Consider the following 25,934-nt stretch of genomic DNA (forward strand, 5'->3'; position numbering starts at 1 on the left):
TCTTCTATTATTCATCCATTAATCTTAAAATTTACTGATTCACATTGAAAACATTAAGAATACTTCACACTATTAATAATGAAAAATAATTTAACCAAGGGTTTTGTTTAAGCTAGAATACTTAAAAGCCAAAACCCTCAATGCGGTGTGATATAACCCAAAAAGACTAAAACCGATAACTGGCGCCAACAAAGAAGCGACGGTCAGCGGTATTGTAGTAAAACACTTCGCCGCTTGTGGAGTCTATGCTTGAATCAACGGCGTTGTATTGTTTATCGAATAAGTTCTCGACTCGCAATGACAGTGACACCGATTGACTGAGTTGGTAATTTGCGGCCAAATTCCATAAAGTATAAGAGCTTAACTGAGTTACTTTTCCTTGACGATCGCTGCGGTACTGCATTTCAAAACCAGCATCAAAATCGCCCCACTGTTTCGTAACTGACCAATTTACTGTACGTGGCGAAACATACGTTTGAGCAGTACCTGTTTCTTTGTTCTCAGCATCTAAATAAGTAAAATTAAACTGATTATCAAAGCCTAATATTTCATTAGCAAAGCTAAACTCAACACCTTCATGGCGAGCTTCATTTATATTAGCTGGCTGCCAATCACCAGCTGCATTAGGTGCCCACGCAATTAGATTTTCAATATCATTTCTGAATATCGATATGTCCACCTTTGCTTGAGAAAAATCAAGGCTCAGGCCAAGCTCTTGATTAACCGATTTTTCTGGGACTAAATCTGGGTTACCTGACATTGGATAATACAGGTCATTAAATGTTGGCGCTTTAAAGCCCGTACTTTGACTTACTCTAAATGTTGCATTTTCATGCAAGTGATAGCCAATAGCTGCTGTATAAGTTGTTTCATCGCCAAAATATTGGTCGTCATCATAACGAACTGCTAAATTAGCTAAAAATTGCTCATTATCATAATAACCACCAATGTAGCCGGCGAACACCTCACGGCTATTTTGTGCATAATCACCTGATGTCCCTGAAATATCATCCTTATACCAGTTTAAACCACTGTTGATATCGAATTCCGCATTAACTATATAAAGAGCATTGTAATCAATCTGAGAACGCTTAGTGTCGAATACATCCACAACGGTACCGCCAGTATAATCTACGCGCGCATTTTCTGAACCATCCCTTGATAACGCTATATCGACAGAATGTTGTTGATCTGTGAACGACTTTTCCCACCCAAAAGCTAATTGATAGTTTTCAAATTCATTATTTTCTACGGTACTTGTAACAGGCGAAAACGCACTGTCGTATTGAGCATAGCCTTCGCTGTATTGCCCTTTCGCAGTTAATTCCCCTAACAATTCATCGGCATATTGAATGTTAAAGCCAATGTTTTTGTTTTCATAACCATCTTCATCCGGCGCTACACCTTGCAATACGTCAAAACCATCGGTTTTTTCAAATCCAGCATTAAACGATGCTGTAACGGCATCAACTACCGCTGTACCAGCGACTTGATAATTTTGATAAGCGTCTGACCCAAATGTTGCATTTAGCGTTAATAGCTGCTCTTTACGAGTAATGATATTAATCACACCGGCAAGAGCATCAGAACCATATACAGCTGCACGCGAGCCTTTAACTATCTCAATGCGCTCTATTGAATTAAGAGGAATATTACTAATTGATGTATAACCAAGGGTTGCTGATCCGGTACGAATACCGTCTACTAAAATCAAGGTATGACGCGAACTTGAACCACGAAGCGATACACCAGAGTTTTGCCCAAAGCCACCATTGGAATTTATTTGAAAACCTACTTGTGTTGCTAACAAACTTGGTAAATCACGGACATTACTTGTTTCGATATCACTGCGCTCAATAACAGTAACACTGGCAAGAACATCAGTAATTGATTGCTCAAATTTATTGGCTGTGACGGTAATATGCTCAATTGATTGCTCTGCAGACACAGAAAAAGACAACGCAGCGGCAATTGCTACGCCTAGAGTAGATTTGTTTAACATGATATCCCCTGACCCGCGCCCACCGCACAAGTGATAGTAAATTGACTTCAAGGCCGGTCTCCGGACTTAACATAACTCGCTAATAAATTTAGCTAAAAGTATGTATCACCGTTGCGGGGGCAGTGTTGGACTTCGTTTATATCCTATAAACGCCACCAACTTCCCGATTATCTTGCTTTACTTAATCAACAACCTTGAAAAGTAACCACAAGCACCTTGAAAATAGGCCGCTATTGTGATTATTTTAAGCACAAAAGTCAATGGACGGCTATACATCTAAATACTCTAGGTTCTAGGAATAACCATAAGTTCTAAACTAAAAAAGCCAAACTACATTGCTGCAATTTGGCTTTTTCTAGCACCTAGAAACCTAGCTCCTAGCTTTCTAATCTCTAAAGTTTTTAAACTGAAATGGTTGCCCTAAATCAGCACTGCGTACTACTTGCATGGCTTCTTGTAGGTCATCACGTTTTTTGCCCGTTACACGTACTTCTTCGCCTTGGATCGCGGCTTGTACTTTCACTTTAGAGTCTTTAATGGCTTTAACTACTTTTTTAGCCATATCTTTTTCGATACCTTGCTTTAGCGCAACATTACGGAAAACATTTTTTCCCGCACGTGAAATATCTTGCAGCTCTAAACTTGATACGTCCATACCGCGCTTTGATATTTTGCTCGCTAAAATATCAAACAACTGCATAACCTGTGAATCAGCTTCTGCTTTTAGTTTAATGGTTTTATCATTAAGCTCTATTGACGCATCAACGCCTCTAAAATCAAAGCGAGTTTCAAGTTCACGGTTAGCGTTATCAACAGCATTTTTTGCTTCGTTCATTTCGACTTCCGAAACAATGTCAAATGAAGGCATAAGTCTCTCCTAGCAAGATATTTTTAATTCAAATTTATATTGTCGATAATTATACTATATAAATTTTATAAATCTTTACACTTTTCTATGCTTTGTTCAGCTGCGATACGAAATTTGTTTGATATACTACGGCTCTATTTTTAAACGATTTAGGATTTTTCGTGACTCGGCGTGTTTATCAAACCCTATTTTTAATCAGTATTCTGGTATTTACCTTTTTGTTTGCCCGCGATTTTAGGGGCGTTGGGGTATCGTCACTGCCTCACCTAGATAAGTTAGTACATTTTACTATTTTCTTTGTTCTGGCAGCCGTCATGGTCAGAGCATTCAAGCTACCTGTATTCGTTCACCTCGTGTTATTAGCATTTTATGGCATTGCTATTGAGCTAATGCAAAGCACAATCCCTTATCGTAGCGCCTCTGTTGCTGATGTTGTTGCTGACTTTTCTGGGGCTGCTAGTTTCTTTTTGTTGTTCGGTATTTATTCTCGTTTTAAAAAGAATCAAAATGGCTAATATATTCGTCGTTGGCGATGGTGCCATTGGGCTGCTCTATAGCCATTATTTGAGTCAACAGCACAGGGTCACCCTACTTACCAAGCATGCTATTGACGAACCTCGTTTTTATCAACAAGCAAACGCGCCAAAACAAACAATTAATTGCCAACTGACAAACCTGACTAAATTATCCGAGCACGGCCAAGTCGATGTTATTATTTTTACTGTTAAAGCATATCAAGTTGCCACCGCATTTAGGCAACTAAAGCCTTTTTTAAGCGCTCAATGCCAATTAATTTTATCTCACAATGGCATGGGTAATGTAGATGAAATAAATAGCGAACTTACAAAACAACAAGGACTATATTTTTTAACAACACGTTTAGCGGGCTACAAAGATACACCTTTTAGTGTGTTGCATACTGGTATCGGGAGCAGCATTTTAGGTGATTGTAACCAGCAAGCAAAAACACAACTCGCTGAAGTTAAAAATCTACTAAACGCTATTCCTGAATTAACAACCACAAATAATATACAACAATTACGCTTTGAAAAATTACTCGTTAATATTGCTATTAATCCACTCAGTGCGCTGCACAATGTGAAAAATGGCGCACTGACTGCACCACAGTTTAGTGGCATAATTTTAAATATCTTAAACGAAGCGTGTACCGTAGCAAATAAACTAGGTATTAATGTGCGACTTGCTGAAGCATTAGCGAACGCCTATCAAGTGATGAGTGATACCAAAAACAATTACTCATCAATGCATCAAGATGTCGCCCATAATCGCATCACAGAAATTGACGCGATGTGCGGTTATATTTGCCAAAAAGGTAATCAACTCGGTATTAATACCCCTCACAATCAATCTTTACTCGATGCTATCAGACATAAAAAAAGCGCGATTTAACTCGCGCTTGTTATTAATAACTATCAACCTTACGGGCGATAAACTTTAACATTGGCAAAGCCATTTTCATGTAAAATAAGCGCCTGTAGCTGACTCATTACACCTTTAGTGCAATATAAGTAGTAGTCTTTGTCTTGCGGTAGGTCTGCAAATTTGGTCGCTAAGCGGAAAAATGGCAAATGCACAACTTCTATCCCATTAATTTCAAGCGGTGCTGCATCTTCTTCTTCCGGCGAGCGAATATCAACAACAACTGCATCAGCTGGTAAATCAGAAACTGACTCGGCCTCTTTTAGCTCTTGTTTAGCTTCAACGTCAATGTCACGAATATCCATAATACGTGCGTTTTCAATAACAGTATTGAGCACATCAAAATCAAACTTTTGCTCTTCAGCTTCTACTACGGCAATTTTAGCTTTAACTGTAGGCTTTTTAGAAATCACACCACAGTATTCCGGCATAGTTTCGGCCATTTCTGCGGTGCCGATTTTACGAGCGATGTTTATAATTTCTTGTTTGTCGTGTTGGATCAGCGGGCGTAATATAAGCGTTTCGGTAACACGGTCAATCACACTTAAGTTGGCTAATGTTTGACTTGAAACTTGGCCTAGACTCTCACCGGTAACAAGCGCTTGAATCCCCATTTTTTCAGCTATTTGGCTGCCTGCACGCATCATCATACGTTTGAGAACTACACCCATTTGACTGTTTTCAACATTTTCTAAAATTTCGGCAACAACGGGGTCAAAGTCAACACTGATAAATTTAACTTTATGGGTTGAGCTAAACTGCTTCCAAATATAATAGCTGGCTTGTTTAACACCAATCTCGTGCGCCGCACCGCCTAAATTGAAGAACAAAAAGTGCGTACGAGCGCCTTTGCGGATCATTTGATAACTAGCAACGCCTGAGTCAAATCCACCTGACATTAACGACAAGACATCTTCTTGCGTTGGTAATGGGAAACCGGCCATACCATGATGGGTGTGCGTTACTACGTAAGCTTTATCATCTTTAATTTCAAGACGAATAGTTACTTCAGGATTTTTTAGTCTTACGCTGGCGCCATCGACGTGCTGATTTAAACCACCACCCACATAACGCTCTACATCGGTAGAGGTGAAATCATGCTTACCTTGGCGCTTACAACGTACACAGAATGTTTTGCCCACGACGGTGTGGCCAACCATATCTAACGCTTTTTCGTAAATATCGTGCAGGTTTTCGTAGTTAGTTTCGGTCACTTCAATAAACTGCACAATACCTGGGATCCGTTGTAAGCCATCGATAAAATCAAGGCGCATTTGTGCGTCATCTGATTTAGTTACGACGGATATATTGTCCCAGTTATTTTGTACTTGTACTTTTTCGTCAAGCTTGCGTAACACAATTTTAATGTTGTTTTCTAACAACTTAGTAAAGCGTTTACGCACAGAGCGGCTTTTAATGGCTATTTCAGGATGGAGTTTGACGATAAATTTAAGCATAGTTTACTCGTTAGACAATATTTAGGATTCACGCACCCACGTGTTGGGCGCGCGATTATAACAAAAAATCTAACGTCTAGGAAATAAACAACCGCTGCGTTTAATTAAACAGGCTCTGCTTGTGCCGCTAATTTACTGTATTTTTCGCGTAACAAGTTAATTTTTGGGATACTTTGCTCGGTACCAAATGCTTTAAAAAGCGCTAACACTTTTAAAATACCATTATAAATATCTTGCTGCATTAACTCACCGCTTAACCGTCTGGCTTTAATGTAAGGAGTCCAAAAACTGACGGTGATTTTTAGCATATGAGCAAGTTCAACGGTATCTTCATCATCAATTGCGATCATCCCACCTTCACGCAGGCCAATCACAATTTCGCGCACTTGACTTAACAAAGCCTCTTGAAACTCAATATAATCTTTTTTCAGTACTTCGTCGCGAGATAAAATGTCACCCAAATTGTCATAGAAAAAATGAAAACGCCACATCAACTCAAACAAAGCATCAAGATACCCAGTTAAGTGTGTTAGTGCTTCATCCTGCTTTTCCATTGGCACAAATTGAGTGTGTAAATGCTTACTATATAATGCAAAAATATGGCGAATAATGTCTTCTTTATTTTTAAAGTGATAATAAAGATTACCGGGACTGATGCCCATATGTGAAGCGATATGGTTGGTTGTGACCGCACGCTCGCCATGTTGGTTAAATAGCATTATGCTGGTTGTAATTATTTTATCCTTGGTACTCATATCCTGCTACTCTGATTATTTTTATTAGAGTAAATGCCCATAATTCACTCAGTATTATTAGCCGCGCAGTATATACAAATATAATCCAATAAAATACCACCTTGAAAATTTCTAATCCATAATTCGTAGTTATTGTTTCTTATTGAAATAAACTCATTTACAAATGAAAATATGCAGTCGCAATTTGCAGGCTGATCTGGACAACAAAGACTGTTAATATAACCCTCAAAATAACACTAAGATGATATTTATGAAAGTCACCGCAATTTATCCTGGCACCTTTGATCCATTAACCAATGGACACACAGATCTGATCCAGCGGGCAGCTAAAATGTTTGATACTGTAATTGTTGCAGTTGCTCACAATCCTAGTAAAAAACCCTGCTTTAGCCTGGATGAGCGGGTAGCAATTGCCAATAGTTTACTCACTCATTTAGATAACGTCAGTGTTATTGGCTTTTCTGGATTACTAGCTGATTTAGCACGCGATCATAGTGCGAATGTACTGATCCGCGGTATTCGTGCGGTGTCTGACTTTGATTATGAGTTTCAGCTTGCCAATATGAATCGTCGTTTAAATCCTGATTTAGAGAGTGTTTTTTTAACCCCAGCTGAAAAGAACTCATTTATCTCTTCAACCCTAGTTAAAGAAGTCGCGCGTCATAAAGGCGATGTCAGTGAGTTTGTACACCCTATTGTAGTAAAAGCATTACAGGAAAAGTTACACGGATGAAGTTAAATATCTATTTAAGCACCCTTGTTGTGATTGCCACACCCGCGTTTGCATCACCTTGGATTGAAAGTGACGACCCTTTATTACGAGCCTCAATTGAGATGCTCTTTAACCAAGGCGTGATTAAACAACCGATCAATAGTTATCCCTTGATGTGGCAAGGCATTGCCAGAGATTTAAATACAATTGAAAGCAGCAGTTTATCAACACAAAGTCGATTTGCTTATCAACACGTAAAACATGCCTTAGAGAACGCTAAACAAGGCAGTAGCTCTGGTGTGAGGCTTAACTACAATAGTGAGCCGACTTTGCAACAAAGCTTTGGCAAACGCGATCAACAAAAAAGTGGCATTAATAGCTATGGCTCTATCACTGGCGACCGTGTTAGCGCCAAAGTAAGTGTTAATTACGCTGATCAGGCACTTGATGATGAACACATAAACTATCATGGCAGCTACTTAGCAGTATTAATGGGCAATTGGTCTGTTAGCGCCGAACAAGTAAGCCATTGGTGGGGACCAGGTAACGACAATGCATTACTACTGTCGAATAATGCCGCACCAATGAAAGGGCTAAGAATTAACCGTGCTAACACCCAATATGTCGGCCCAAGTTGGTTATCATTCATTGGTAACTGGCAGTTGACTGGTATTTACGCAAAACAAAAACCACATTTAAGTAATGGTGAAAAAGGTGACTACTGGGCCATGCGCTTTGCCAGCACACCACTACCAGGACTTGAGGTTGCATTTAGTACCGCAAGCTCTGATTATTTAACCAATACAGAAGTAAATCCTAATACGCTGGAAGTAATAACAAATAAGCAACGCTTAACAAGCTTAGATGCCAAATACTCAACCACTATAGCAGAGCAACCGATTGCATTTTACACCGAGCTAATGGGAAAAAATGACAGTGGCTTAGCACCAAGTGATGCTTTTTATACAATTGGCGTTGAGAGCTTTTTTGGCGGCCAAGAGCAATTACTAAAAACCTATTTTGAATATTCAAATACACAACAAGATTGTACAGCCCAACTTAGTTGTGACGATGCTAATGAAGCATTTATTAATTATGCCCAAGCCTATAATCATAAAGATCGGTTAATTGGCTCTGCAACACCACAGCAAAGTAAATCAGCAGTATTAGGTGCGCATTATCATACTATGAACGGTTATGGCGGCTATGCGAAGTTACGTTGGTTTAAAACTGACATCACCGACTTGACCCAAGTCGCCGAAACGTTTGAACGCTTACAATTAGAGCTTGGTTATCAGCAGGCTATTTTTAGTGGTTTATGGAAGATCAGCGGCTCAGTGTATAAAGACGAACTTGCTAACGAGTCTGATACCAACAGCGCATTAAAAACCAGCTGGGAATACCGTTTTTAAGTTTTCGAAACAAGGGCCTGATTTTTATTTAGACCCTTGATTATCCTAGCTTTTTGTAATAATTTGCTTAAGCCTAAAAAATCTTTATTTATAGCTAAGGCTGTTATCATTATCACATCGCATATATTGACACCAAAAGAATAAACTGACCAAAGCCACCAAGGCTCAGAATTTAAACGCACATAGATATCGCAATAAATTGCGGCAATTAAAATCGCATTTAAGATAAGCCCACACATAATATAGCAATTAACTGGAGAGGGGCTAATCTTTTGATATCTGATCAACAATCCAATGCATGTAAGAGTAAGCAAATCGTATATAAACCAGTTCAAATAAATTGAATACACTAAATATAAGAGCTCGCTCGTTATATAAGAAACGGCCATTATAAATGAAAGTATTACTATGCTTTTATTGGGGTTATTTATGTACAGTACCCAATTTAATAAAAAGACCATTAAGAATCCCCACTCGATAAATACACCGATGTACGGACCAACTACGTCATTTATAAACATAGGCTAAATGGAGTGTTTTATGTGATGTGTTTTAAATAATGCTTTAATTGCATTTTTAAGCCTAATTAAACCTAAAATGTCACGATCGACAATCAAGGCTACTATCATTGTAAAATCAATGATATTTACACCAAAAGAGTATATGTCCCAAAGAATCCAATAAGTTGAATTTTCATAAACCTGAACATCTAAATACACAGAAACAAACAATAGGATATTTATAGACAAACCGCAGACAAGATAAATAAATGACGGTGTAGAGTTCTTTATAACGAGATAGCATCCCGCCAAACATAGTAATGTCACAAAATCATATAATGCCCAATGCATATATGTGACTGCAGTAGAAGATAGCCATGTAAAGAAATGATCCCCTGCCATATAGGAGATCATCATAATAAATGAACTGATTAACAGCGTAGTTTTTCTTTTAACATCTATAGAGTATATAAAGATATTAAAAAAAAATGCCATTAAAAACCCCCAAGCACTCAATGCAGAAAGGGAGAAAAAACCAAATTGTTCAGTTAAAAACATTTCACTCCTATTGAGGCCTTTTATCTCGAGGAAGCATCACCCCACCACCGCGCTGGATTTCAGCTTCACCTTTAGCCGCTAGTAAGGCTTCATTAGATATAGACACTGTATCAGATTGTAGGGTTTTATTACTAGCGCTTTGTTCAAGTGCTGGCTTTGATTGTTGCATATTATTGTATGCTTGCATTTGTAATTGGCTGTTAGCTGTAACTTGCATAAGATTAATCCTTTCAATAAATGTTGAATAAATGACTTATTAAATAAGCCACTGTTTTTAACGCTCTGATAACTGCTTGGCGCTTTTAAAGATGAACTCACGCTGAGCCATCTTACATCTAGTAATAAGCAATTACTGATCCAACATTTTAAAAAACGATCTTTTTTGATCTTTTATTTGCTACAGCGCATCCCACACAACAGGTCATACCAGATATGATAAGGCATAAAAAAACGCACAGGGATAACCGTACGTTTTTTATATCCAGGGATTTTAAGCTACATTTTTACACGGGATCTCCGCGTTCCGACTTTGCTTCAAAATAAATTCCATCGCGACTTCGTCACAATTGTCTCTGCGTAAACACAGTTCACAATCTTTCATTACCTTTTCCGGTAAGCTGTCTTTGGTACAGAATGTGAAACCTTGTTTTTCAAAGAAATCAGGTACTCGCGTCAAAACAATGATGCGATTTAGTGCCAATTTTTTGGCTTTAACTAATAAGTGTTCAACTAACTGACGACCTTGCCCAGTGATACCGGTTTCAGGATCTATCCCTAGTGAACGAATTTCAGCAAGACCAGTATCATAAATATACAGTGATGCGCAGCCCGCGACTTCTCCAGCAACTTCGGTAACCGCAAACTCATTGATTGAATGTACCATGTCGCTTTTAGCACGCGGTAAATTTTCACCTACCGTAGCCCAGTGCTGGATCAATTTCGCAATTGACTCTACATCGTCAAGATTAGCGTCACGAACTGTTATTTGCTGTTTTTTTTTGGCATCTTTAACTGCAACTGTAACTTGCTCTAAAGATGTACCACCAAGTGCTTGGCGCGCTTTTATACATGCGTCTATCTCTAGTACAGCATATACGTCCTGTGCAAAAATACTATGCACCGATTGGAATTGTTCTAAACTTAAATCTTCTAAGTTATTCCCTTGTGCGATAGCCATTTGTACCAACACACCAACAATATGATGACCTTCCCTAAAAGGGATCCCTTTGGCGACTAAATAGTCAGCAAGCTCTGTCGCATTTGAATGTCCGCCTTTAGCAGCGGCTAAAGTACGCTCGCCATTTACTTTTATACCTTTGATACACGCTTGCGCCATATGAATACAAGCTAGCCACGTTGGCATGGCATCAAATAAGCCTTCTTTATCTTCTTGCATATCTTTATTATAAGCAAGTGGCAGTGCTTTTAACGTCATCATCATGGCACTAAAGGCACCAAATACACGCCCTGTTTTGCCGCGAATAAGCTCTAGCGCATCGGGATTCTTCTTTTGTGGCATCAATGATGAACCAGAGGTGACATTATCTGCTAACTCAATGAAACCCGCTTCACCCGAATTATAAAAGATCAAATCTTCTGACATACGCGATAAATGGATCATAGAGATTGATGCACAGCTTAATAGCTCAACCACAAAGTCACGATCTGATACGGCGTCTAAACTATTTTTAGTCGCAGCGGTAAAACCTAACCCCACGGCAAGTGCTTGCCGATCAATTGGGTACGCAGTACCGGCAAGTGCCCCACTGCCCAAAGGGCAAAAATTCATTCGCGCTTTAGCATCTGCTAAACGGCTTTCATCACGTTCGATCATTTCCACGTAAGCCATACACCAATGACTAAACAACAATGGCTGAGCACGTTGTAAATGGGTATAACCAGGTAAGATAGTGCCCAGCTCACGTTCAGCTAAAGCGATAAACTCACCTTTTAACTGACCAAGCGCCGTAAGTATGTGAGCGGCGGTATCACGACACCATAAGCGAAAGTCAGTAGCGACCTGATCGTTACGACTACGTCCGGTGTGTAATTTTTTAGCTAAGTCACCCACTTTTTCGATCAATGCAGCTTCAACATGTGAGTGAATATCTTCAGCTCCTGACGTTGCCACTGCTTGTGGATCAGCTTTTACTTCGTCGAGTAATTCATATAATGCAGCGACTAACTTTTTGTGTTCGTCACTACTTAATACGTCAACCTGCTTAAGGGCACCTGCCCACGCTACAGAGCCAACTATATCTTGCTCTGCGAGTTGATAATCGAAGGGAAGTGAGTCGTTAAATTGTTTAAACGCCTCATCTGGACCCGTAGAAAAACGTCCGCCCCATAATGCCATGAAATCTCTCCAAACCCTGAAACTGCCCCGCCTTATTGTTACGGGGCTGTAGTAAAATTACTTCTTCGCTAGTGCTGAAATTCTGCTTGAAAGCGAGAATAAACGAATAAAGCCTTCAGCATGCGATTGGTCGTAAACATCATCTGCACCAAACGTTGCAAAATCTTCGCTGTATAAGCTATTAGGTGATTTTTTCTGAACCGCTGTTACCTGGCCTTTATAAAGCTTAAGAATAACTTCGCCAGTAGCAACTGTTGATAACGCTTCTGCGCCCGCTAAGATTGAATCTTTAAGTGGTGTAAACCAACGACCGTCATAGACTAAATGTGAAAACTCGCCGCCCAGTACTTCTTTCCATTTGCGGCTTGCTTTATCAAGTACTAACTCATCAATCGCTTGTAATGCCGCCATGATTACTGTGCCACCAGGGGTTTCATAACAACCACGGGATTTCATGCCCACTAAACGGTTTTCAACGATATCAACCCGACCAACACCATGTGGGGATGCAATATCATTAAGTTTAACTAGACAATCATACGGTTTAAGCTGCTCGCCATTGACAGCAACAACTTCACCTTCAACCACGTTTAAGGTAACAAATTCAGGCTCATTGGGTGCTTGCTCTGGTGAGCTAGTCCAAGTCCACACTTGCTCACTTGGTTGACACCACGGATCTTCAAGCTCGCCACCTTCGTGAGAAATATGCCATGCGTTTGCATCACGGCTGTAGATTTTAGTTGCCGATGCAGAACATGGAATATTACGCTCTGCCAAGTAATCAAGTAATGACTCACGGCTTGATAAGTCCCACTCACGCCATGGCGCAATAACTTGAAGATCAGGCGCAAGGGCCGCAAAACAAGATTCAAAGCGCACTTGGTCATTACCTTTACCTGTACAACCATGAGAAAGTGCATCAGCGCCTACTTTACGAGCAATCTCAACTTGCGCTTTAGCAATAATAGGACGTGCCATTGACGTACCTAATAAATAAGTACCTTCGTAAATTGAACCGGTTTTTAACGTTGGGTAAATATAATCACTTACCATTTCGTCTTTTAAGTCAACTACATAACATTCAGAAGCACCAGATGCGATCGCTTTTGCTTCAACACCTTCAAGCTCTTCAGCACCTTGACCTACATCGGCCACAAACGCGATAACTTCACAACCGTAGTTTTCTTTTAACCATGGCACGATGGCTGACGTATCTAAACCACCAGAATAGGCTAATACAACTTTTTTAATAGAACTCATTGGTGATACCTTACACAAAATTTGGATTTAATAATGAAACAAGCAATGCGTTTTGCGCATGCATACGGTTTTCTGCTTGTTGTATAATTTTTGACGCCGGACCATCCATTACCTCAGAAGTAATTTCAAATTCACGGTGTGCTGGCTGGCAATGCAGTACAGTGTCAGCCCCAGTCTGTTTAAGCAACGCCGCATTTAATTGATACGGCATGTACTTTTCTTTTACTTGTTCAAGTGGCGTATCATCGCCCATTGATACCCATGTATCGGCATACACTGCGTTAGCGCCTACAGCCGCTTCAACACGATCACTCACCATCACTGATGCACCATTCATTGCGGCAATTTGCTCAGCCTGCTTTAAAATTTGCGAGTCTGGTGAACTACCTTTAGGGCATACGGCAACAAAATCTGTGCCTAAAGTAGCCGCAAGTAACATCAGTGAATGCGTTACGTTGTTGCCTTCACCTAAATAAGCTAATTTTAGCTGGCTTACATCGCCATATACTTCTTGCAGTGTTAGAAAGTCAGCAAGTGCTTGGCATGGATGATATAAATCGCACAGACTGTTGACCACAGGTACGCTTGAAAATTCAGCAAGTGTGGTTAATGTTTTATGCTGATATACCCGCGCCACAATACCGTCAGCCCAACTGGCAATGTTCAATGCAAAGTCTTTTACTGATTCACGTGCGCCCATGGCGCCATTTTGTGAATCAAGATACACCGCATGTCCACCTAACTTATTAATACCTATATCAAATGATAAACGCGTACGTAAGCTTGGTTTTTCAAATAAAGTAACCACCGATTTGCCAGCCAGTGCTTGACTAAAATCAGCTGGGTTAGCTTTAATTTTTTGCGCTAAGTTAAGTAATTTAAGTGCGCCTTGTTGGTCTAACTCTAGACCCGATAAAAAATGATTAAACATATAAAACCTATGGTGTAATTTTTGTTCCGACGTGCTCACCCGCGAGTAGAGCAATTAAGTTTTCTGGCTTTTGCCAGCTCGAAATGTAAACGCCACGTCGTAAGTGCTGGGCAGCAAGAAGGCTGGTCTTAACTTTGACCTCCATCCCACCCAAAATTACTCCTTCTGCAATTAAAGTATTGATCTGGTTTGTGTCAAGTTGATGTAACGGCCGTTTATTTGCATCAAGTACAGCTTCTACATCAGTCATAAAAATAATTTCCGCATTAAGCTCTTTAGCTATTGCCGCCGCCGCTTCATCAGCGTTTACGTTATACCAAAGGCCATCTTCACCAAAACCGATAGAGCTGACCAGAGGTAAACGACCAAGTTTTAATAACTCCGGTATCACACTTTGCACACCGCCGTCACAATTACCAACTTGACCAAGCGCTTTGAGTTTTTGTGACGAAATAATGCCCGCTTCGTATAAACTAAGCCCGACCGGTTTATGACCTGCGATAATTGCTTGGCTCATTAATTGTTTATTAGCACACCCCGCAAGCGCGCCAACAATATAAGGCATTTGCTCTTTTGGACTGATGCGTAAACCTTGATGTTTCGCACTAGCAAAACCAGCCTCAGTCAACCAGTTATCAACTAGTGAACCGCCACCATGAACGATGACAAATTGTGCTTGAGTTTGCGATGCAAGCGCCTCAAATAACGCTTTAGCCGCGTCTTCTGTATTGAGTACTGCACCACCGAGTTTAATGACCCATCTTTGCATTACTAACTACCCTTTTAAACCTGTACTATGGGCAATACCCATGGCTAAATTAATGCACTGCAATGCTTGCCCTGCAGCACCTTTTAATAAGTTATCAATAGCTGCCATCACAATTAGCTGCGTACCTTGCTGCTGCCATGCAATATCAACGTAAGGCTGCTTTGCAACTCCTTTAATTGATGGCATTTTATTACCAAGCAATCTGATCAGTGGCTCATCAGCAAGCACTTGATAAGCTTGTGTAACTTGCTCTGGTGTAACTCCAGGTTTCAATTGCACATAAATAGTTTCTAAAATACCGCGTGGAAAATTACCTAAATGCGGCGTAAATAGCACCTTGTGACCTAAATGCTGCTCAATCTCAGGACTGTGTCTATGATTAAACAATCCATAAGGTGCTAACGACACTTCACAAAAATGCGTGGCTACACTAGCTTTACGCCCCGCACCGGTTACACCCGATACAGCATTAATAATAATGGTTTGCTCGGCTAATAAGCCGGCTTGTTGCAATGGTTTTAACGCATTCAGCGCTGCTGTTGGATAGCAACCAGCCACAGCGACTAACTGCGCCTTGGCGATTGCTTCACTATTCCACTCAGCCAATCCGTAAGCCGCTTCACTGAGTAATTCCGTATGTTGATGCGCAAAACCATAATAAGTTTGATAATCTTCATTACTGCTTAAACGGTAGCCACCCGATAAATCAAATACTTTTTTGCCCATGCTTAAAAAACGTGGCGCTAAGTCAACACTCACTTTATGATCAGTACACAAACATACAAAATCGGCCGACTTTTCAATATCGTTATAAGCGCCCTCACTAAGAGGCAATAAAGGAGAATCAAGCAAACCTAAATGCTCAGGATACAAGTCACTTAATAATTTACCCTTATCTAAGCTTTGCTCAGATACATAGCAACCAGCTAAGGTTAATTGCGGGTGTTTTATTACCAAACTTGCTAATTCTGCGCCGCTATAGCCACTTGCGCCAATAATCACTACTTTCATTCGTTACTCTTTTTGGTTTTTTGTTACTACATTTATATTCAAATCGGGTTTAACAGTGCATAAAACACTATTTTATGAATGAAATCTGGTTATCGTCGTTTTATATTCATTGCGTCGCTTTAATATATTTATGCTTAAAAAGTGAATTGATATTCATCATAAATACTTTTATATTGTTATGCAATTAGATTGAATACTTATTTTGGATTTTTTTATGTCATTACCGTCTTTTTTATCTATGTATCAGCAATTGATTGCTGCACCTTCAATTAGTGCCATGGATGAGTCATTGTCTATGAGCAATAAAGGGGTGATTGATTTATTAGCTACTTGGTGTACAAGTCTTGGATTTGAATGTGAAATTACTGAGTTGTCGGGCCCTAAAGGTCGTTTTAACTTACTCGCAAAACGTGGCCAGGGAGATGGTGGTTTAATGCTTGCCGGTCATACCGATACAGTCCCATTTGATGATAGTCGTTGGAACTATAATCCGTTTAAATTAAGTGAAGATAACAATAAATTATATGGTTTAGGTAGTATTGATATGAAAGGGTTTTTCGCTTTTGTATTGCAAGCAATCAGTGAACTAGATGAGAATATTCAAACACAGCCAATTTTGATTCTAGCTACTGCCGACGAAGAAACCACCATGGCCGGTGCACAGCAAGTTTGTCAGCATAAAAACTTAAAGCCAGCTCGGTGTATTATTGGTGAACCTACTGATATGACACCTGTTTTCACACATAAAGGACATATGAGCAGCGCGATTCGCGTAGTCGGTCGTTCCGGACATAGCTCTGATCCTGAACGTGGTTTAAATGCCATTGAAGTGATGCATAAAGTTATTGCAAAACTGTTAACTTTAAAAGAGCAATTAAAGAATAAATATGCAGTTGAGCATTTTGTTATTCCTTACCCTACTTTAAATCTAGGACACATTCATGGTGGCGATAATGCAAATCGCATATGTGGCTGCTGTGAAATGCATATTGATATGCGCCCTTTACCGGGTCTAAGTGTGCAAGAACTGCAAATGATGCTGTTAAAAATAGCTACAGAGATCAACAACCAATATCCAGATTCAGTCAGTGTGATGGATATGCACGAGCCCATCCCCGCGTTTACCGGTAGTACTGATTCGGCATTAGTTAAACTGGCAGAAAAAATATCAGGAGAGCAAGCAGTTGCAGTGAACTACTGTACTGAAGCGCCATTTATTCAACAATTGGGTTGTGAAACGATTGTGATGGGACCGGGTTCAATTAATCAGGCTCATCAACCCGATGAATTTTTAGCGATGGAAAAAATTAAACCATCTCAACATATTATCACTGAAATGATCAGAACATCGTGTTTTAGCTAACAAAGAAAGTGCTGCTTGCGTTATCCCCACGCAACCTGGGAATAACGCAACTGTTACTGCTCAGTCCATGTATTTACTAAGGTATTTCTTAAATACAGGATCTGTTTTAGCCAGCTCTTTTTGCTCAGCAAGTATATCTTTTAAAATACTCTCTGATGTCAGCGGATTTGCAAGTACGACTCGAAATACCACTGTAGGTTGATGATCATACTGCGCGGGAGTTAAACGGGTACGGGATACAAATGAACGACCGGCTTCACGTTGGCGTTTTTGCATACTGGCAGTAAAACGATTTAACGAGGCAAAGATATCCAAACGCGTTTGTTCATCTGCTTGAGCTATTTTTTGTTTTATCTGTTTTGGCACATAACGGTATGTCAGTAAACATAACTCAGGCTCTGAGATCAGCTCAAAGTCGTCATCTGCTTTCACTAAATCAGCAAAGTAGCGGGCTTTTTCAATCCCTTTATCTATTAAGATTTCGTAGCCTTTACGGCCAATAACGCGTAAGCAAGCATGCACTAACATCGCCATACCAGGACGACTACCTTCAAGCGTATGACTACCTAAATCTTTTGATCCTTTACGTAAGATGTATTCTGCATGATGTTCTATAGCATCCGTAGCTGTAGGATCTTTAAATAGCACTAACCCAGCGCCCATTGGCACATACATTTGTTTATGAGCATCGACGGTAATTGAATCTGCTCGCTCAATGCCTTTCAGTAACGAGCGATATGTATTAGAAAGCAGCGTAGCTCCTCCCCATGCGGCATCGACATGAAAATGACAGTTAAGTTCAGCGCTTAAATCAGCCATAGCATCAAGAGGATCAATATTACCGGTTTCAGTCGTGCCGGCTACCCCAACAATCGCCATCACTTTTATACCTTGCGCTGCTAGCTCATGGGCTTTGGCGCGCATTGCATCAACATCAACCTTATTGTTATCTGCAGTTTTAATGGCAATAAAGTTATCACGACCAATGCCAAGTAAATCAGCTGATTTTCCTAGCGAGTAATGGCCACGTTCGGAAATAAGTACTGCAAGGCCTTTATATCCATAATGCAACATGGCACTGATCAAACCTTGTGAACCAATCCCTTTAAATTCACCGTCCGCTTTCAGTAAGCGATTACGAGCAATCCACAATGCGGTAATATTGGCGATTGTGCCACCCGAACAAAAAGCGCCTAGCGACGTTTTCGCACTGTGCATCCATTTGCTATAAAAACTGTCATCTTGCCCGTATGCCAAATGATGCATCATACCAAGCACTTGGCGCTCAAGTGGAGTAAATGCTTTGGAGGTTTCTATTTTTACTAGGTTTTGATTAAGGCCAACCATCAACTTAGAAAGTGGCAATACAAAATGCGGTAATGCTGACGTCATGTGCCCAATAAAGCTTGGCGCAGCGGTATGCACTGAATGAGCGACAAGTTGCTCCATAATATCTTGCGCATAAGCAGATACAAAAGTCGGATCTTCTGGGATCGCTGCCGATTGAAAATCTTTTTCAATCTCATGCAATGGCTTTTCAATTGCCGCTATGTTCTCATTCAAAAAACCTGCTAAATTGCTCGAGATCTCAAGTTCGATTTTACTCAAAGTTGAGTCTGGTGCTTCAGGCACAGTAAATATACGCATCAGAGTTTCTTTAGAGGCGACGGCACAACGCTTTTGATCCATCTTTATACCCAGTAAATGTAGCTTTGTTTAGCTGAAGATCCATCTCTAAGAACTCCATTACTAATAACGCCAAAACTACAATGATTCCACGAAATGCGTTAACTCTACTGTAATAGAGTTGAAATGTCTCGTATAAAGCCACAAAAGTAGCCAATTGCATGACAAATTAATGATAATTTGATTAATATTTATCATTCAAATAACTAACTATATTTTTATAGGCGATACAGCCTTTTTTTGTATAATAGAAGGGCTAATAAATCAAGGAAGAGCATGATAAATACAAATTTACGGACAAATTGGATAATCGCGGGTTTCATGCTGTTTTTTATCAGTTTATTGAGCTACATCTATTACACCTACAACAGCACTCGTAACGATATTATGCACAGCGTTGATACTCGATTACTCAATGCGGCATTAAGCGTTAAGCATATGCTTGGTGATGAATACCATCAAAAAATCAATGCAGGCCAATATATATCATCAACCGAATACCAACAAAAAAGCCGGCAACTTTCAGAGTTTGCTAATGCGTTAAATATCGCTTATGTATATGCCATGGTTTTAAAAGACGGTAATGTACATTTTAGTGCATCGAGTTACACTCAGAACGATCAAAATACCGGTAAAATCACCCAGTTACTCGATCTATACCCTGAAGCAACTGCCGCTAATATTGGCGCGTTTTATTCAACAGAGCCAGTGTTTGAAATTTCAAAAGATCAATGGGGGCATTTTAAAACAATTTTTGTCCCTTTTGTCGATGCCAATGGAGTCACCTATTTAACTGGGGCCGATATCACTATATACGATCTCAATCAGCGATTAGCGCAAAGTGTATCTAAAGCTGCGGGCATGGCTATGTTTTTCTTTTTTATTGCTCTGTTGGTTGCCGGTATTTATGTATATTTATTGAAACGTGCGATTTCAACCGATACCAGTAGTGGCTTTGCCAATCATATTGCACTTGAATATTATATTAAAAACTCCCCTAATCATCATCTGCAACTTGCTGTTATTTGGGTAAATGAAGTTGAAGATATAAGCAGCTTTTATGGTACAGAAGTAGGCGACCGCGTTATGAAAAACTTGTTGCAACACTTCAAAAAGCGCCGCCCTGCGGGTAGTCAGATGTTTCGTCTAACGACCAACAAAATAGTCCTCATCGCTCCTTTTGGTAAAGATAATGCAGGTTTTCTCGAGGTGATCCAAGCTTATAATTGCAGTACCCCATTACTTACCGACCCTTTTATATACATCACCTTGTGCGCAGGCATCGCCAGTGGCAATAAATCAATGTTACTTGAAAATGCTCATATTGCCGCATTACAAGCTAAACAAGGTCGCCGCACTGTGATTAATTACTCAAGCGCACTCCATGATGTAAAAAACCAATATCAGTACAATGTAGCAATGGCAAAAGAAGTGCGTGAAGCATTTGAGAACAATAGAATTGTGCCTTATTTTCAGGCAATTTATAATAATGAAACGAATGCCATTATTCAGTATGAATGTTTGGCTCGTATGATCACCTGTCACGGGGAAGTCCTAAAACCAGAATCATTCTTAGATGTCGTTAATCGCTCTCGCATGGATGGAATGCTCACCCGCACAATGCTCACACAATGCTTTGCACGATTTAGAAAAACCAGTACCTGCTGGAGCATCAATATCACAGCCCAAGATATGCTTGACCCAAGCCTTGCTGAATTTTTAGAAAACGAATTTAAACGCTATCCACTACCGAGTAATATCACCCTAGAACTATTGGAAACCGAAGCTATCGCAAATTTTTCTGAGGTAAAAGCATTTATAACTATGGTTAAAAATCGTGGTGTACGGGTAATAATTGATGATTTTGGTACAGGTTATTCGAATATCTCTAATGTACTAAAATTAGAAGTAGATGGCATTAAGCTTGATGGTAGTTTGATCAAGCAAATTATCAACGATAAAGATATTTATTTATATATTGAGCATATTGCCAGCTTTGCTAAGCAACTCAACTTACAGCTAATTGCTGAGCATGTAGAGAGTAAGCCTATCGCCAACGCGCTTAAAAAAGCTAATGTGACACTAATGCAAGGCTATTACTTTGCCGAGCCTGTGCCACATATTACTGCAAATAAAAACCAATCGTATCCAATCTCTTAACCTAAACTCAGGTTAAGAGATTTACGAAAACATTAAGTTATAAAATACTTAATTTTTATTTCGAGCCAGGATCTAAATTAATTACTAAACGGTGACTTTGTTGACCACTTGCCCAATATTTACGTTCAAATGGCGTAACTGCCAAATCATTTTGATAAAGCTCTACTGTGCAGTCATTTCCGGTGAGTTTGAGTGCTTGAGCAAACTCTTTCACATAAATATCCCAATTGCTGCGAACTTCTAACAGCCCACCTAATTTAACGATAAATGGAAAAATAGCAGCGCCATGCCAGCGACGTTGAATATGCTTCGCTTTTGGCCACGGATTTGGATACAGCAAATAATGATGTGTGGGTTGCCAATTAGCCGCCACTGCGAGTCGCCAAAAGTCATTTAAATCGGCTTGCACTAAAATGTACTGACCTGAATCGGTTTGTTTATATTCAATGTCATGCTTATCTAAACGATGCGATGACTTATCAATACCTATAACTAACGCATCAGGGTGTCGTTTCGCTAAATTAGCCGTGCTTTCCCCTACCCCACAACACGAATCTAAAATAATGGGCCCATTAAAAGCCTGCACTTTTTCATTTACTTGATCAAACGCCGTTTGCGTATGTGCTGCAATGGGTTTTTTAAACTGGGCAGTTAAATGCTTATTAACTATATCATCCAGCTTTTCATGTAAGCCTTGTTGATTCGATACAATACTTCGTGAATTTGCATCACTCATTAGTGTCTTAACCCCACACCTTTTTTAATTAACGTTAAAGCTAATATAAATAAGGCTGTAATAAATAATAACAACACGCCAAATGCGACCGTTAAATCAACATCCGACACGCCTAAGAAACCATACCTAAAGGCATTAACCATATAAATAATTGGATTAACCTGCGATACGCCTTGCCAAAACTCTGGCAATAAAGTGATTGAGTAAAACACACCACCTAGATAGGTCAATGGCGTTAAAATAAAGGTCGGAATTATACTGATATCGTCAAAGCTATTAGCATAAATAGCATTGATCAAACCGCCTAAAGCAAATACCGCAGAAGTTAAAATTACTGTCGCGATGATCACAAAAATATTATGGATTTGAATATCCACAAATAATAACGACACACACGTAACAATTAATCCCACCAGCATGCCACGGGTCATACCACCGCCCATATAGCCAAGCACAATAATATAATTAGGCACGGGTGCAACTAACAGCTCTTCAATGCTTTTTTGAAACTTGGTTGAATAAAAGCTTGATGCCACATTAGAATACGAATTAGTGATCACCGACATCATGATAAGACCCGGAACAATAAACTCCATATAACTAAAGCCACCCATATCACCAATACGAGAACCAATAAGATTACCGAAAATCACAAAGTACAAACTCATAGTGATTGCCGGTGGCACGAGTGTTTGTACCCAGATACGCAAAAATCGAATGCACTCTTTAAACCATAAACTCTTTAAGGCTACGCCATATTTAAACATTTACTTGCCCCGCCCTTGCTCTAGTAAACCTACAAACAACTCTTCTAATCGGTTAGCTTTATTACGCATGCTAAGCACGGTATTGCCCTGCTCGGTTAATGCTGTAAATACTGCATTCAAGCCCTGTGATTTGGCTACTTCAACCTCAATAGTATGATCATCAGCCATAGTAAACTTATAACCATCAAGCGTAACGGTAACTGGCTGGACAGGCTGTTTTAAATCAAGAATAAAAGTTTCTTTATCTAGTTTGGCAAGCAGTGCTTTAATCGTGGTGTTTTCAACGATAATGCCGGAATCAATAATCGCGATATTTTTACACAGCAGTTCGGCTTCTTCTAAGTAATGGGTGGTGAGAATAATCGTCACCCCCTGCTCATTAATTTGTCTTAAAAAATCCCACATCGAACGGCGTAATTCAATATCTACACCGGCGGTTGGCTCATCTAAAATTAGCAGTTTTGGTTCATGCATTAACGCGCGAGCAATCATTAAACGACGTTTCATGCCACCTGATAGTGTTCGTGCTTGTTTGTCTTTCTTTTCAAGTAAGCCTAATTGCGCTAAATATTTATCCGCTCGTTGATGCGCCACCTTACGGGGAACTCCGTAATAACCCGCTTGATTTACCAGTATTTGCGTCAACGTTTCAAACTGGCTAAAGTTAAACTCTTGTGGCACTAAGCCTAGTTGTGATTTAGCGGCTTCTAAATCTGAATCTATGTTGTGACCAAACACCTCTACTAAGCCTTTGGTTTTATTAACCAATGATGAGATCACCCCAATGGTAGTTGACTTACCCGCGCCATTTGGGCCTAACAAGGCAAAAAAATCACCTTCATATACTTTTAGATCAACGCCTTTAACGGCTTCAACACCATTTTTATATACTTTGGTAAGGCCTTCAATATTCAAAGCCAATGCTTTACTCATGATTTACCCTCCCCATAACCCCAACGTTTAGTTAGCGTATGTTCAATATTTAAATGATCTAAAATACGTGCAACCATAAAATCAACTAAGTCGTTAATGGTTTGCGGTTGATTATAAAACCCCGGTGCAGCTGGCATAATTGTTACCCCGAGCTTTGCGAGCTTTAGCATGTTTTCTAAATGGATTTCACTAAATGGCGTTTCTCGTGGCACTAAAATTAACTGACCACGCTCTTTAATCACGACATCAGCGGCGCGCTCTAATAAATTATCAGAGGCCCCCATCGCTATTGCAGAGACCGAGCCTGCACTACACGGGCACACGACCATTTTTTTCGGCGCTGCAGAGCCAGATGCCACAGGGCTAAACCAGTTATCTTTACCAAATACTTGTAACTGGCCTGGCTGTGCTTTAAATAAGCTACTTAATTGTTCGGTGGCTTTATCTTCATTGGCTGATAATTTAATGTTTGATTCTGTATCTAGCACTACACGCGCCGCGCTTGAGATCAATACATACACGCGAAACTGCTGCGCGAGCAATACTTCAAGTAATCGTAAGCCATATGGCGCGCCTGACGCACCACTAAAGGCCAGCGTTATGGTTTCTTTATATTGCACTGTCGCTCCGGTTTATTTCTGGATAAATTTATGCTGCAAAGCTGTTATCAATGAGTCATGAAGGCCATTAAAGCCACCATTACTCATGATCAAAATATGTTGTTGCGGTTGCGCTTGGGAGACCACTTGTTCAACGATCTCATCGGTATTACTCAAGCATACCATGCCTGCCTGTTTGGCTTGCTCACTTAACGACCAGGTTAAATTATCTGGCTCAAATAAATACACATCATCAGCATCAGCTAATGACGCCAATAACGTATGTTGATGCACGCCCATTTTCATAGTGTTTGAGCGCGGCTCTAATATCGCAATAATTTTTTCATTGCCTACTTTTGCACGCAACCCAGCAAGCGTTGTAGTGATAGCTGTTGGGTGATGAGCAAAGTCGTCATACACTTTAATATTGGCAATATCGGCTTTTAGCTCCATCCTGCGTTTAGGACTAATAAATTCCCCTAACCCTGCAATGCTATGTTCAATTGCAATCCCGACATGGCGCGCGGCAGCAATCGCCATAATAGCGTTTTTAACATTGTGCTCACCAAACGCTTGCCATTTTACTGAGCCTTGGTATTCATCATTGAGTAACACTGCAAATTCACTGCCATCGGCATTAATCAGCTCATATCCCCAATCAGCACCTAGTGTTTCACTTTCGCTCCAACAACCTTGGTTAATTACATCTTGCAGAGCATCGTCTTGTTGTGGCCAAATAACTTTGCCGCTACTTGGTAGTGTACGCATCAAATGATGAAATTGTTTTTTAATAGCGTTTAAATCTTCAAAAATATCAGCATGATCAAACTCAAGATTGTTTAAAATCAATGTGCGCGGTAAGTAATGAACAAACTTACTGCGTTTATCAAAAAACGCAGTGTCGTATTCATCAGCTTCAATAACAAAAAATGGCGTTTCGCCAACCCGTGCCGACAAACCAAAATTTTGCACGATACCACCGATCAAGAATCCTGGCTTTAAACCCGCAAATTCTAAAATCCATGCCAGCATACTTGCAGTGGTGGTTTTACCATGAGTTCCAGCAACCGCTAGTACCCAGGAGTTTTGTAATAAATTATGCTTTAACCATTCAGGGCCGGAAGTATACGCTAAGCCCTTGTCCAATACATATTCAACACATGGGTTACCACGACTCATTGCATTGCCAATAATCACCATATCTGGTGCAGGTTCTAACTGAGAGACATCATAGCCTTGGGTTAATTTAATACCAAGCTCTTCAAGTTGCGTGCTCATTGGCGGATATACGTTTAGATCCGAGCCCGTGACTGTATGGCCTAGCGACTTAGCTATCGCTGCAATACCACCCATAAAGGTGCCGCAAATGCCTAAAATATGAATATGCATATTATTCCTTTGCCGCCAAACATAGCTTACGCAGCGCTAAAAAATAGATAATAAATGAGATGCCATAATGCCAAAAATAGCGCTCAGTTACCATTGCCATCTAACACAACACTTGTGCTAAATGACAACGAATAAGTATATAAGTTAAATAGTTCCCTTACTTAAGCTTAATCGCTCAAATGTAGATGTAATTACAGAGCCTCACTGGAAAGGTCGCTTATCGATGGGTGCAAAATACACTTTCTAATTTAAGGTGCATTTGGCTTGTAA

23 protein-coding genes and 1 riboswitch are annotated in these 25,934 nt (G+C 40.0%); of the genes, 6 read left to right on the plus strand and 17 right to left on the minus strand.

The window, feature by feature from the left end:
- Positions 1-166 precede the first annotated feature (166 nt).
- Both PSR9079_RS10125 and PSR9079_RS10130 read right to left on the minus strand, forming a co-directional pair.
- Positions 167-2,002 carry a TonB-dependent receptor domain-containing protein gene (locus tag PSR9079_RS10125; protein WP_149981371.1) on the minus strand — a complete coding sequence of 612 codons (1,836 nt, stop codon included), beginning with the start codon at positions 2,000-2,002 and terminating at the stop codon, positions 167-169.
- Between the two features lie 34 nt (positions 2,003-2,036).
- Positions 2,037-2,214: riboswitch (cobalamin riboswitch) on the minus strand.
- A 173-nt stretch (positions 2,215-2,387) separates the two neighbouring features.
- Positions 2,388-2,870 carry a YajQ family cyclic di-GMP-binding protein gene (locus PSR9079_RS10130; protein WP_149981372.1) on the minus strand — a complete coding sequence of 161 codons (483 nt, stop codon included), beginning with the start codon at positions 2,868-2,870 and terminating at the stop codon, positions 2,388-2,390.
- A 161-nt stretch (positions 2,871-3,031) separates the two neighbouring features.
- Between PSR9079_RS10130 and PSR9079_RS10135 the strand changes: the two genes are divergently transcribed.
- Positions 3,032-3,385 (plus strand): VanZ family protein, encoded by a 354-nt coding sequence (locus tag PSR9079_RS10135; RefSeq protein WP_149981373.1) that lies wholly within the window; start codon positions 3,032-3,034, stop codon positions 3,383-3,385.
- Positions 3,378-4,280: a ketopantoate reductase family protein gene (locus PSR9079_RS10140; RefSeq protein WP_149981374.1), complete on the plus strand. Its 903-nt coding sequence runs from the start codon at positions 3,378-3,380 to the stop codon at positions 4,278-4,280. The genes PSR9079_RS10135 and PSR9079_RS10140 overlap by 8 nt, the downstream gene beginning before the upstream one ends.
- Before the next feature lie 29 nt (positions 4,281-4,309).
- On the opposite strand, the gene thiI is transcribed toward PSR9079_RS10140, so the two are convergent.
- Both thiI and PSR9079_RS10150 read right to left on the minus strand, forming a co-directional pair.
- Positions 4,310-5,767: a tRNA uracil 4-sulfurtransferase ThiI gene (gene thiI / locus PSR9079_RS10145; protein WP_149981375.1), complete on the minus strand. Its 1,458-nt coding sequence runs from the start codon at positions 5,765-5,767 to the stop codon at positions 4,310-4,312.
- Positions 5,768-5,871: 104 nt separating this feature from the next.
- Positions 5,872-6,522, minus strand: coding sequence for a TetR/AcrR family transcriptional regulator (locus PSR9079_RS10150; RefSeq protein ID WP_149981376.1), 651 nt, complete (start codon positions 6,520-6,522; stop codon positions 5,872-5,874).
- A 250-nt stretch (positions 6,523-6,772) separates the two neighbouring features.
- Between PSR9079_RS10150 and coaD the strand changes: the two genes are divergently transcribed.
- Both coaD and PSR9079_RS10160 read left to right on the plus strand, forming a co-directional pair.
- Positions 6,773-7,255: a pantetheine-phosphate adenylyltransferase gene (gene coaD / locus PSR9079_RS10155; protein WP_145235133.1), complete on the plus strand. Its 483-nt coding sequence runs from the start codon at positions 6,773-6,775 to the stop codon at positions 7,253-7,255.
- Positions 7,252-8,646: a capsule assembly Wzi family protein gene (locus PSR9079_RS10160; protein ID WP_149981377.1), complete on the plus strand. Its 1,395-nt coding sequence runs from the start codon at positions 7,252-7,254 to the stop codon at positions 8,644-8,646. The genes coaD and PSR9079_RS10160 overlap by 4 nt, the downstream gene beginning before the upstream one ends.
- Positions 8,647-9,170: 524 nt before the next feature.
- Here the strand turns inward: PSR9079_RS10160 and PSR9079_RS10165 are convergent.
- The 7 genes from PSR9079_RS10165 to argC form a co-directional block, all read right to left on the minus strand.
- The gene (locus PSR9079_RS10165; RefSeq protein ID WP_149981378.1) at positions 9,171-9,704 is read right to left on the minus strand and encodes a hypothetical protein; all 534 of its coding nucleotides are present in this window, start codon (positions 9,702-9,704) and stop codon (positions 9,171-9,173) included.
- A 7-nt stretch (positions 9,705-9,711) separates the two neighbouring features.
- Entirely contained in the window at positions 9,712-9,921 is a 210-nt protein-coding gene (locus PSR9079_RS10170) for a hypothetical protein (RefSeq protein WP_149981379.1), read from the minus strand.
- 273 nt (positions 9,922-10,194) lie between these two features.
- A complete protein-coding gene (argH, locus tag PSR9079_RS10175) occupies positions 10,195-12,060 on the minus strand; it encodes an argininosuccinate lyase (RefSeq protein WP_149981380.1) in 1,866 nt (621 codons plus the stop codon).
- 57 nt (positions 12,061-12,117) lie between these two features.
- Positions 12,118-13,320, minus strand: coding sequence for an argininosuccinate synthase (locus PSR9079_RS10180; protein ID WP_145235122.1), 1,203 nt, complete (start codon positions 13,318-13,320; stop codon positions 12,118-12,120).
- Positions 13,321-13,330: 10 nt separating this feature from the next.
- On the minus strand, positions 13,331-14,251 hold the full coding sequence (locus PSR9079_RS10185; protein WP_145235120.1) for an ornithine carbamoyltransferase: 921 nt from the start codon (positions 14,249-14,251) through the stop codon (positions 13,331-13,333).
- Positions 14,252-14,258: 7 nt separating this feature from the next.
- A complete protein-coding gene (argB, locus tag PSR9079_RS10190) occupies positions 14,259-15,020 on the minus strand; it encodes an acetylglutamate kinase (protein ID WP_149981381.1) in 762 nt (253 codons plus the stop codon).
- A gap of 6 nt (positions 15,021-15,026) precedes the next feature.
- On the minus strand, positions 15,027-16,031 hold the full coding sequence (argC, locus tag PSR9079_RS10195; RefSeq protein ID WP_149981382.1) for an N-acetyl-gamma-glutamyl-phosphate reductase: 1,005 nt from the start codon (positions 16,029-16,031) through the stop codon (positions 15,027-15,029).
- A 214-nt stretch (positions 16,032-16,245) separates the two neighbouring features.
- Between argC and argE the strand changes: the two genes are divergently transcribed.
- Positions 16,246-17,394, plus strand: a complete 1,149-nt coding sequence (gene argE, locus PSR9079_RS10200; protein WP_149981383.1) for an acetylornithine deacetylase — start codon at positions 16,246-16,248, stop codon at positions 17,392-17,394.
- A 60-nt stretch (positions 17,395-17,454) separates the two neighbouring features.
- Here argE and panP read toward each other — a convergent pair whose 3' ends face one another.
- Positions 17,455-19,083: a pyridoxal-dependent aspartate 1-decarboxylase PanP gene (panP, locus tag PSR9079_RS10205; RefSeq protein WP_149981384.1), complete on the minus strand. Its 1,629-nt coding sequence runs from the start codon at positions 19,081-19,083 to the stop codon at positions 17,455-17,457.
- A gap of 273 nt (positions 19,084-19,356) precedes the next feature.
- Between panP and PSR9079_RS10210 the strand changes: the two genes are divergently transcribed.
- Positions 19,357-21,240 carry a bifunctional diguanylate cyclase/phosphodiesterase gene (locus PSR9079_RS10210; protein WP_149981385.1) on the plus strand — a complete coding sequence of 628 codons (1,884 nt, stop codon included), beginning with the start codon at positions 19,357-19,359 and terminating at the stop codon, positions 21,238-21,240.
- Positions 21,241-21,295: 55 nt separating this feature from the next.
- On the opposite strand, the gene trmB is transcribed toward PSR9079_RS10210, so the two are convergent.
- The 5 genes from trmB to mpl are packed head-to-tail and all read right to left on the minus strand — an operon-like array spanning position 21,296 to position 25,664.
- A complete protein-coding gene (gene trmB, locus PSR9079_RS10215) occupies positions 21,296-21,976 on the minus strand; it encodes a tRNA (guanine(46)-N(7))-methyltransferase TrmB (RefSeq protein WP_149981386.1) in 681 nt (226 codons plus the stop codon).
- Positions 21,976-22,743 carry an ABC transporter permease gene (locus PSR9079_RS10220; protein ID WP_145235106.1) on the minus strand — a complete coding sequence of 256 codons (768 nt, stop codon included), beginning with the start codon at positions 22,741-22,743 and terminating at the stop codon, positions 21,976-21,978. Before PSR9079_RS10220 ends, trmB begins: the two co-directional genes overlap by 1 nt.
- Positions 22,744-23,676, minus strand: coding sequence for an ABC transporter ATP-binding protein (locus PSR9079_RS10225; protein WP_145235104.1), 933 nt, complete (start codon positions 23,674-23,676; stop codon positions 22,744-22,746).
- Entirely contained in the window at positions 23,673-24,296 is a 624-nt protein-coding gene (locus tag PSR9079_RS10230; protein ID WP_149981387.1) for a flavin prenyltransferase UbiX, read from the minus strand. The genes PSR9079_RS10225 and PSR9079_RS10230 overlap by 4 nt, the downstream gene beginning before the upstream one ends.
- Before the next feature lie 12 nt (positions 24,297-24,308).
- Positions 24,309-25,664 carry a UDP-N-acetylmuramate:L-alanyl-gamma-D-glutamyl-meso-diaminopimelate ligase gene (gene mpl / locus PSR9079_RS10235; RefSeq protein ID WP_149981388.1) on the minus strand — a complete coding sequence of 452 codons (1,356 nt, stop codon included), beginning with the start codon at positions 25,662-25,664 and terminating at the stop codon, positions 24,309-24,311.
- Between the last annotated feature and the right edge of the window lie 270 nt (positions 25,665-25,934).

Source organism: Pseudoalteromonas rhizosphaerae, from assembly GCF_902498845.1.
Classification (GTDB): domain Bacteria; phylum Pseudomonadota; class Gammaproteobacteria; order Enterobacterales; family Alteromonadaceae; genus Pseudoalteromonas; species Pseudoalteromonas rhizosphaerae.

Coding starts and splice junctions, on each gene's coding strand:
- PSR9079_RS10125 (WP_149981371.1), bottom strand. CDS start 2,002: ATGTTAAACAAATCTACTCTAGGCGTAGCAATTGCCGCTGCGTTGTCT.
- PSR9079_RS10130 (WP_149981372.1), bottom strand. CDS start 2,870: ATGCCTTCATTTGACATTGTTTCGGAAGTCGAAATGAACGAAGCAAAA.
- PSR9079_RS10140 (WP_149981374.1), top strand. CDS start 3,378: ATGGCTAATATATTCGTCGTTGGCGATGGTGCCATTGGGCTGCTCTAT.
- thiI (WP_149981375.1), bottom strand. CDS start 5,767: ATGCTTAAATTTATCGTCAAACTCCATCCTGAAATAGCCATTAAAAGC.
- PSR9079_RS10150 (WP_149981376.1), bottom strand. CDS start 6,522: ATGAGTACCAAGGATAAAATAATTACAACCAGCATAATGCTATTTAAC.
- coaD (WP_145235133.1), top strand. CDS start 6,773: ATGAAAGTCACCGCAATTTATCCTGGCACCTTTGATCCATTAACCAAT.
- PSR9079_RS10160 (WP_149981377.1), top strand. CDS start 7,252: ATGAAGTTAAATATCTATTTAAGCACCCTTGTTGTGATTGCCACACCC.
- PSR9079_RS10165 (WP_149981378.1), bottom strand. CDS start 9,704: ATGTTTTTAACTGAACAATTTGGTTTTTTCTCCCTTTCTGCATTGAGT.
- PSR9079_RS10170 (WP_149981379.1), bottom strand. CDS start 9,921: ATGCAAGTTACAGCTAACAGCCAATTACAAATGCAAGCATACAATAAT.
- argH (WP_149981380.1), bottom strand. CDS start 12,060: ATGGCATTATGGGGCGGACGTTTTTCTACGGGTCCAGATGAGGCGTTT.
- PSR9079_RS10180 (WP_145235122.1), bottom strand. CDS start 13,320: ATGAGTTCTATTAAAAAAGTTGTATTAGCCTATTCTGGTGGTTTAGAT.
- PSR9079_RS10185 (WP_145235120.1), bottom strand. CDS start 14,251: ATGTTTAATCATTTTTTATCGGGTCTAGAGTTAGACCAACAAGGCGCA.
- argB (WP_149981381.1), bottom strand. CDS start 15,020: ATGCAAAGATGGGTCATTAAACTCGGTGGTGCAGTACTCAATACAGAA.
- argC (WP_149981382.1), bottom strand. CDS start 16,031: ATGAAAGTAGTGATTATTGGCGCAAGTGGCTATAGCGGCGCAGAATTA.
- argE (WP_149981383.1), top strand. CDS start 16,246: ATGTCATTACCGTCTTTTTTATCTATGTATCAGCAATTGATTGCTGCA.
- panP (WP_149981384.1), bottom strand. CDS start 19,083: ATGGATCAAAAGCGTTGTGCCGTCGCCTCTAAAGAAACTCTGATGCGT.
- PSR9079_RS10210 (WP_149981385.1), top strand. CDS start 19,357: ATGATAAATACAAATTTACGGACAAATTGGATAATCGCGGGTTTCATG.
- trmB (WP_149981386.1), bottom strand. CDS start 21,976: ATGAGTGATGCAAATTCACGAAGTATTGTATCGAATCAACAAGGCTTA.
- PSR9079_RS10220 (WP_145235106.1), bottom strand. CDS start 22,743: ATGTTTAAATATGGCGTAGCCTTAAAGAGTTTATGGTTTAAAGAGTGC.
- PSR9079_RS10225 (WP_145235104.1), bottom strand. CDS start 23,676: ATGAGTAAAGCATTGGCTTTGAATATTGAAGGCCTTACCAAAGTATAT.
- mpl (WP_149981388.1), bottom strand. CDS start 25,664: ATGCATATTCATATTTTAGGCATTTGCGGCACCTTTATGGGTGGTATT.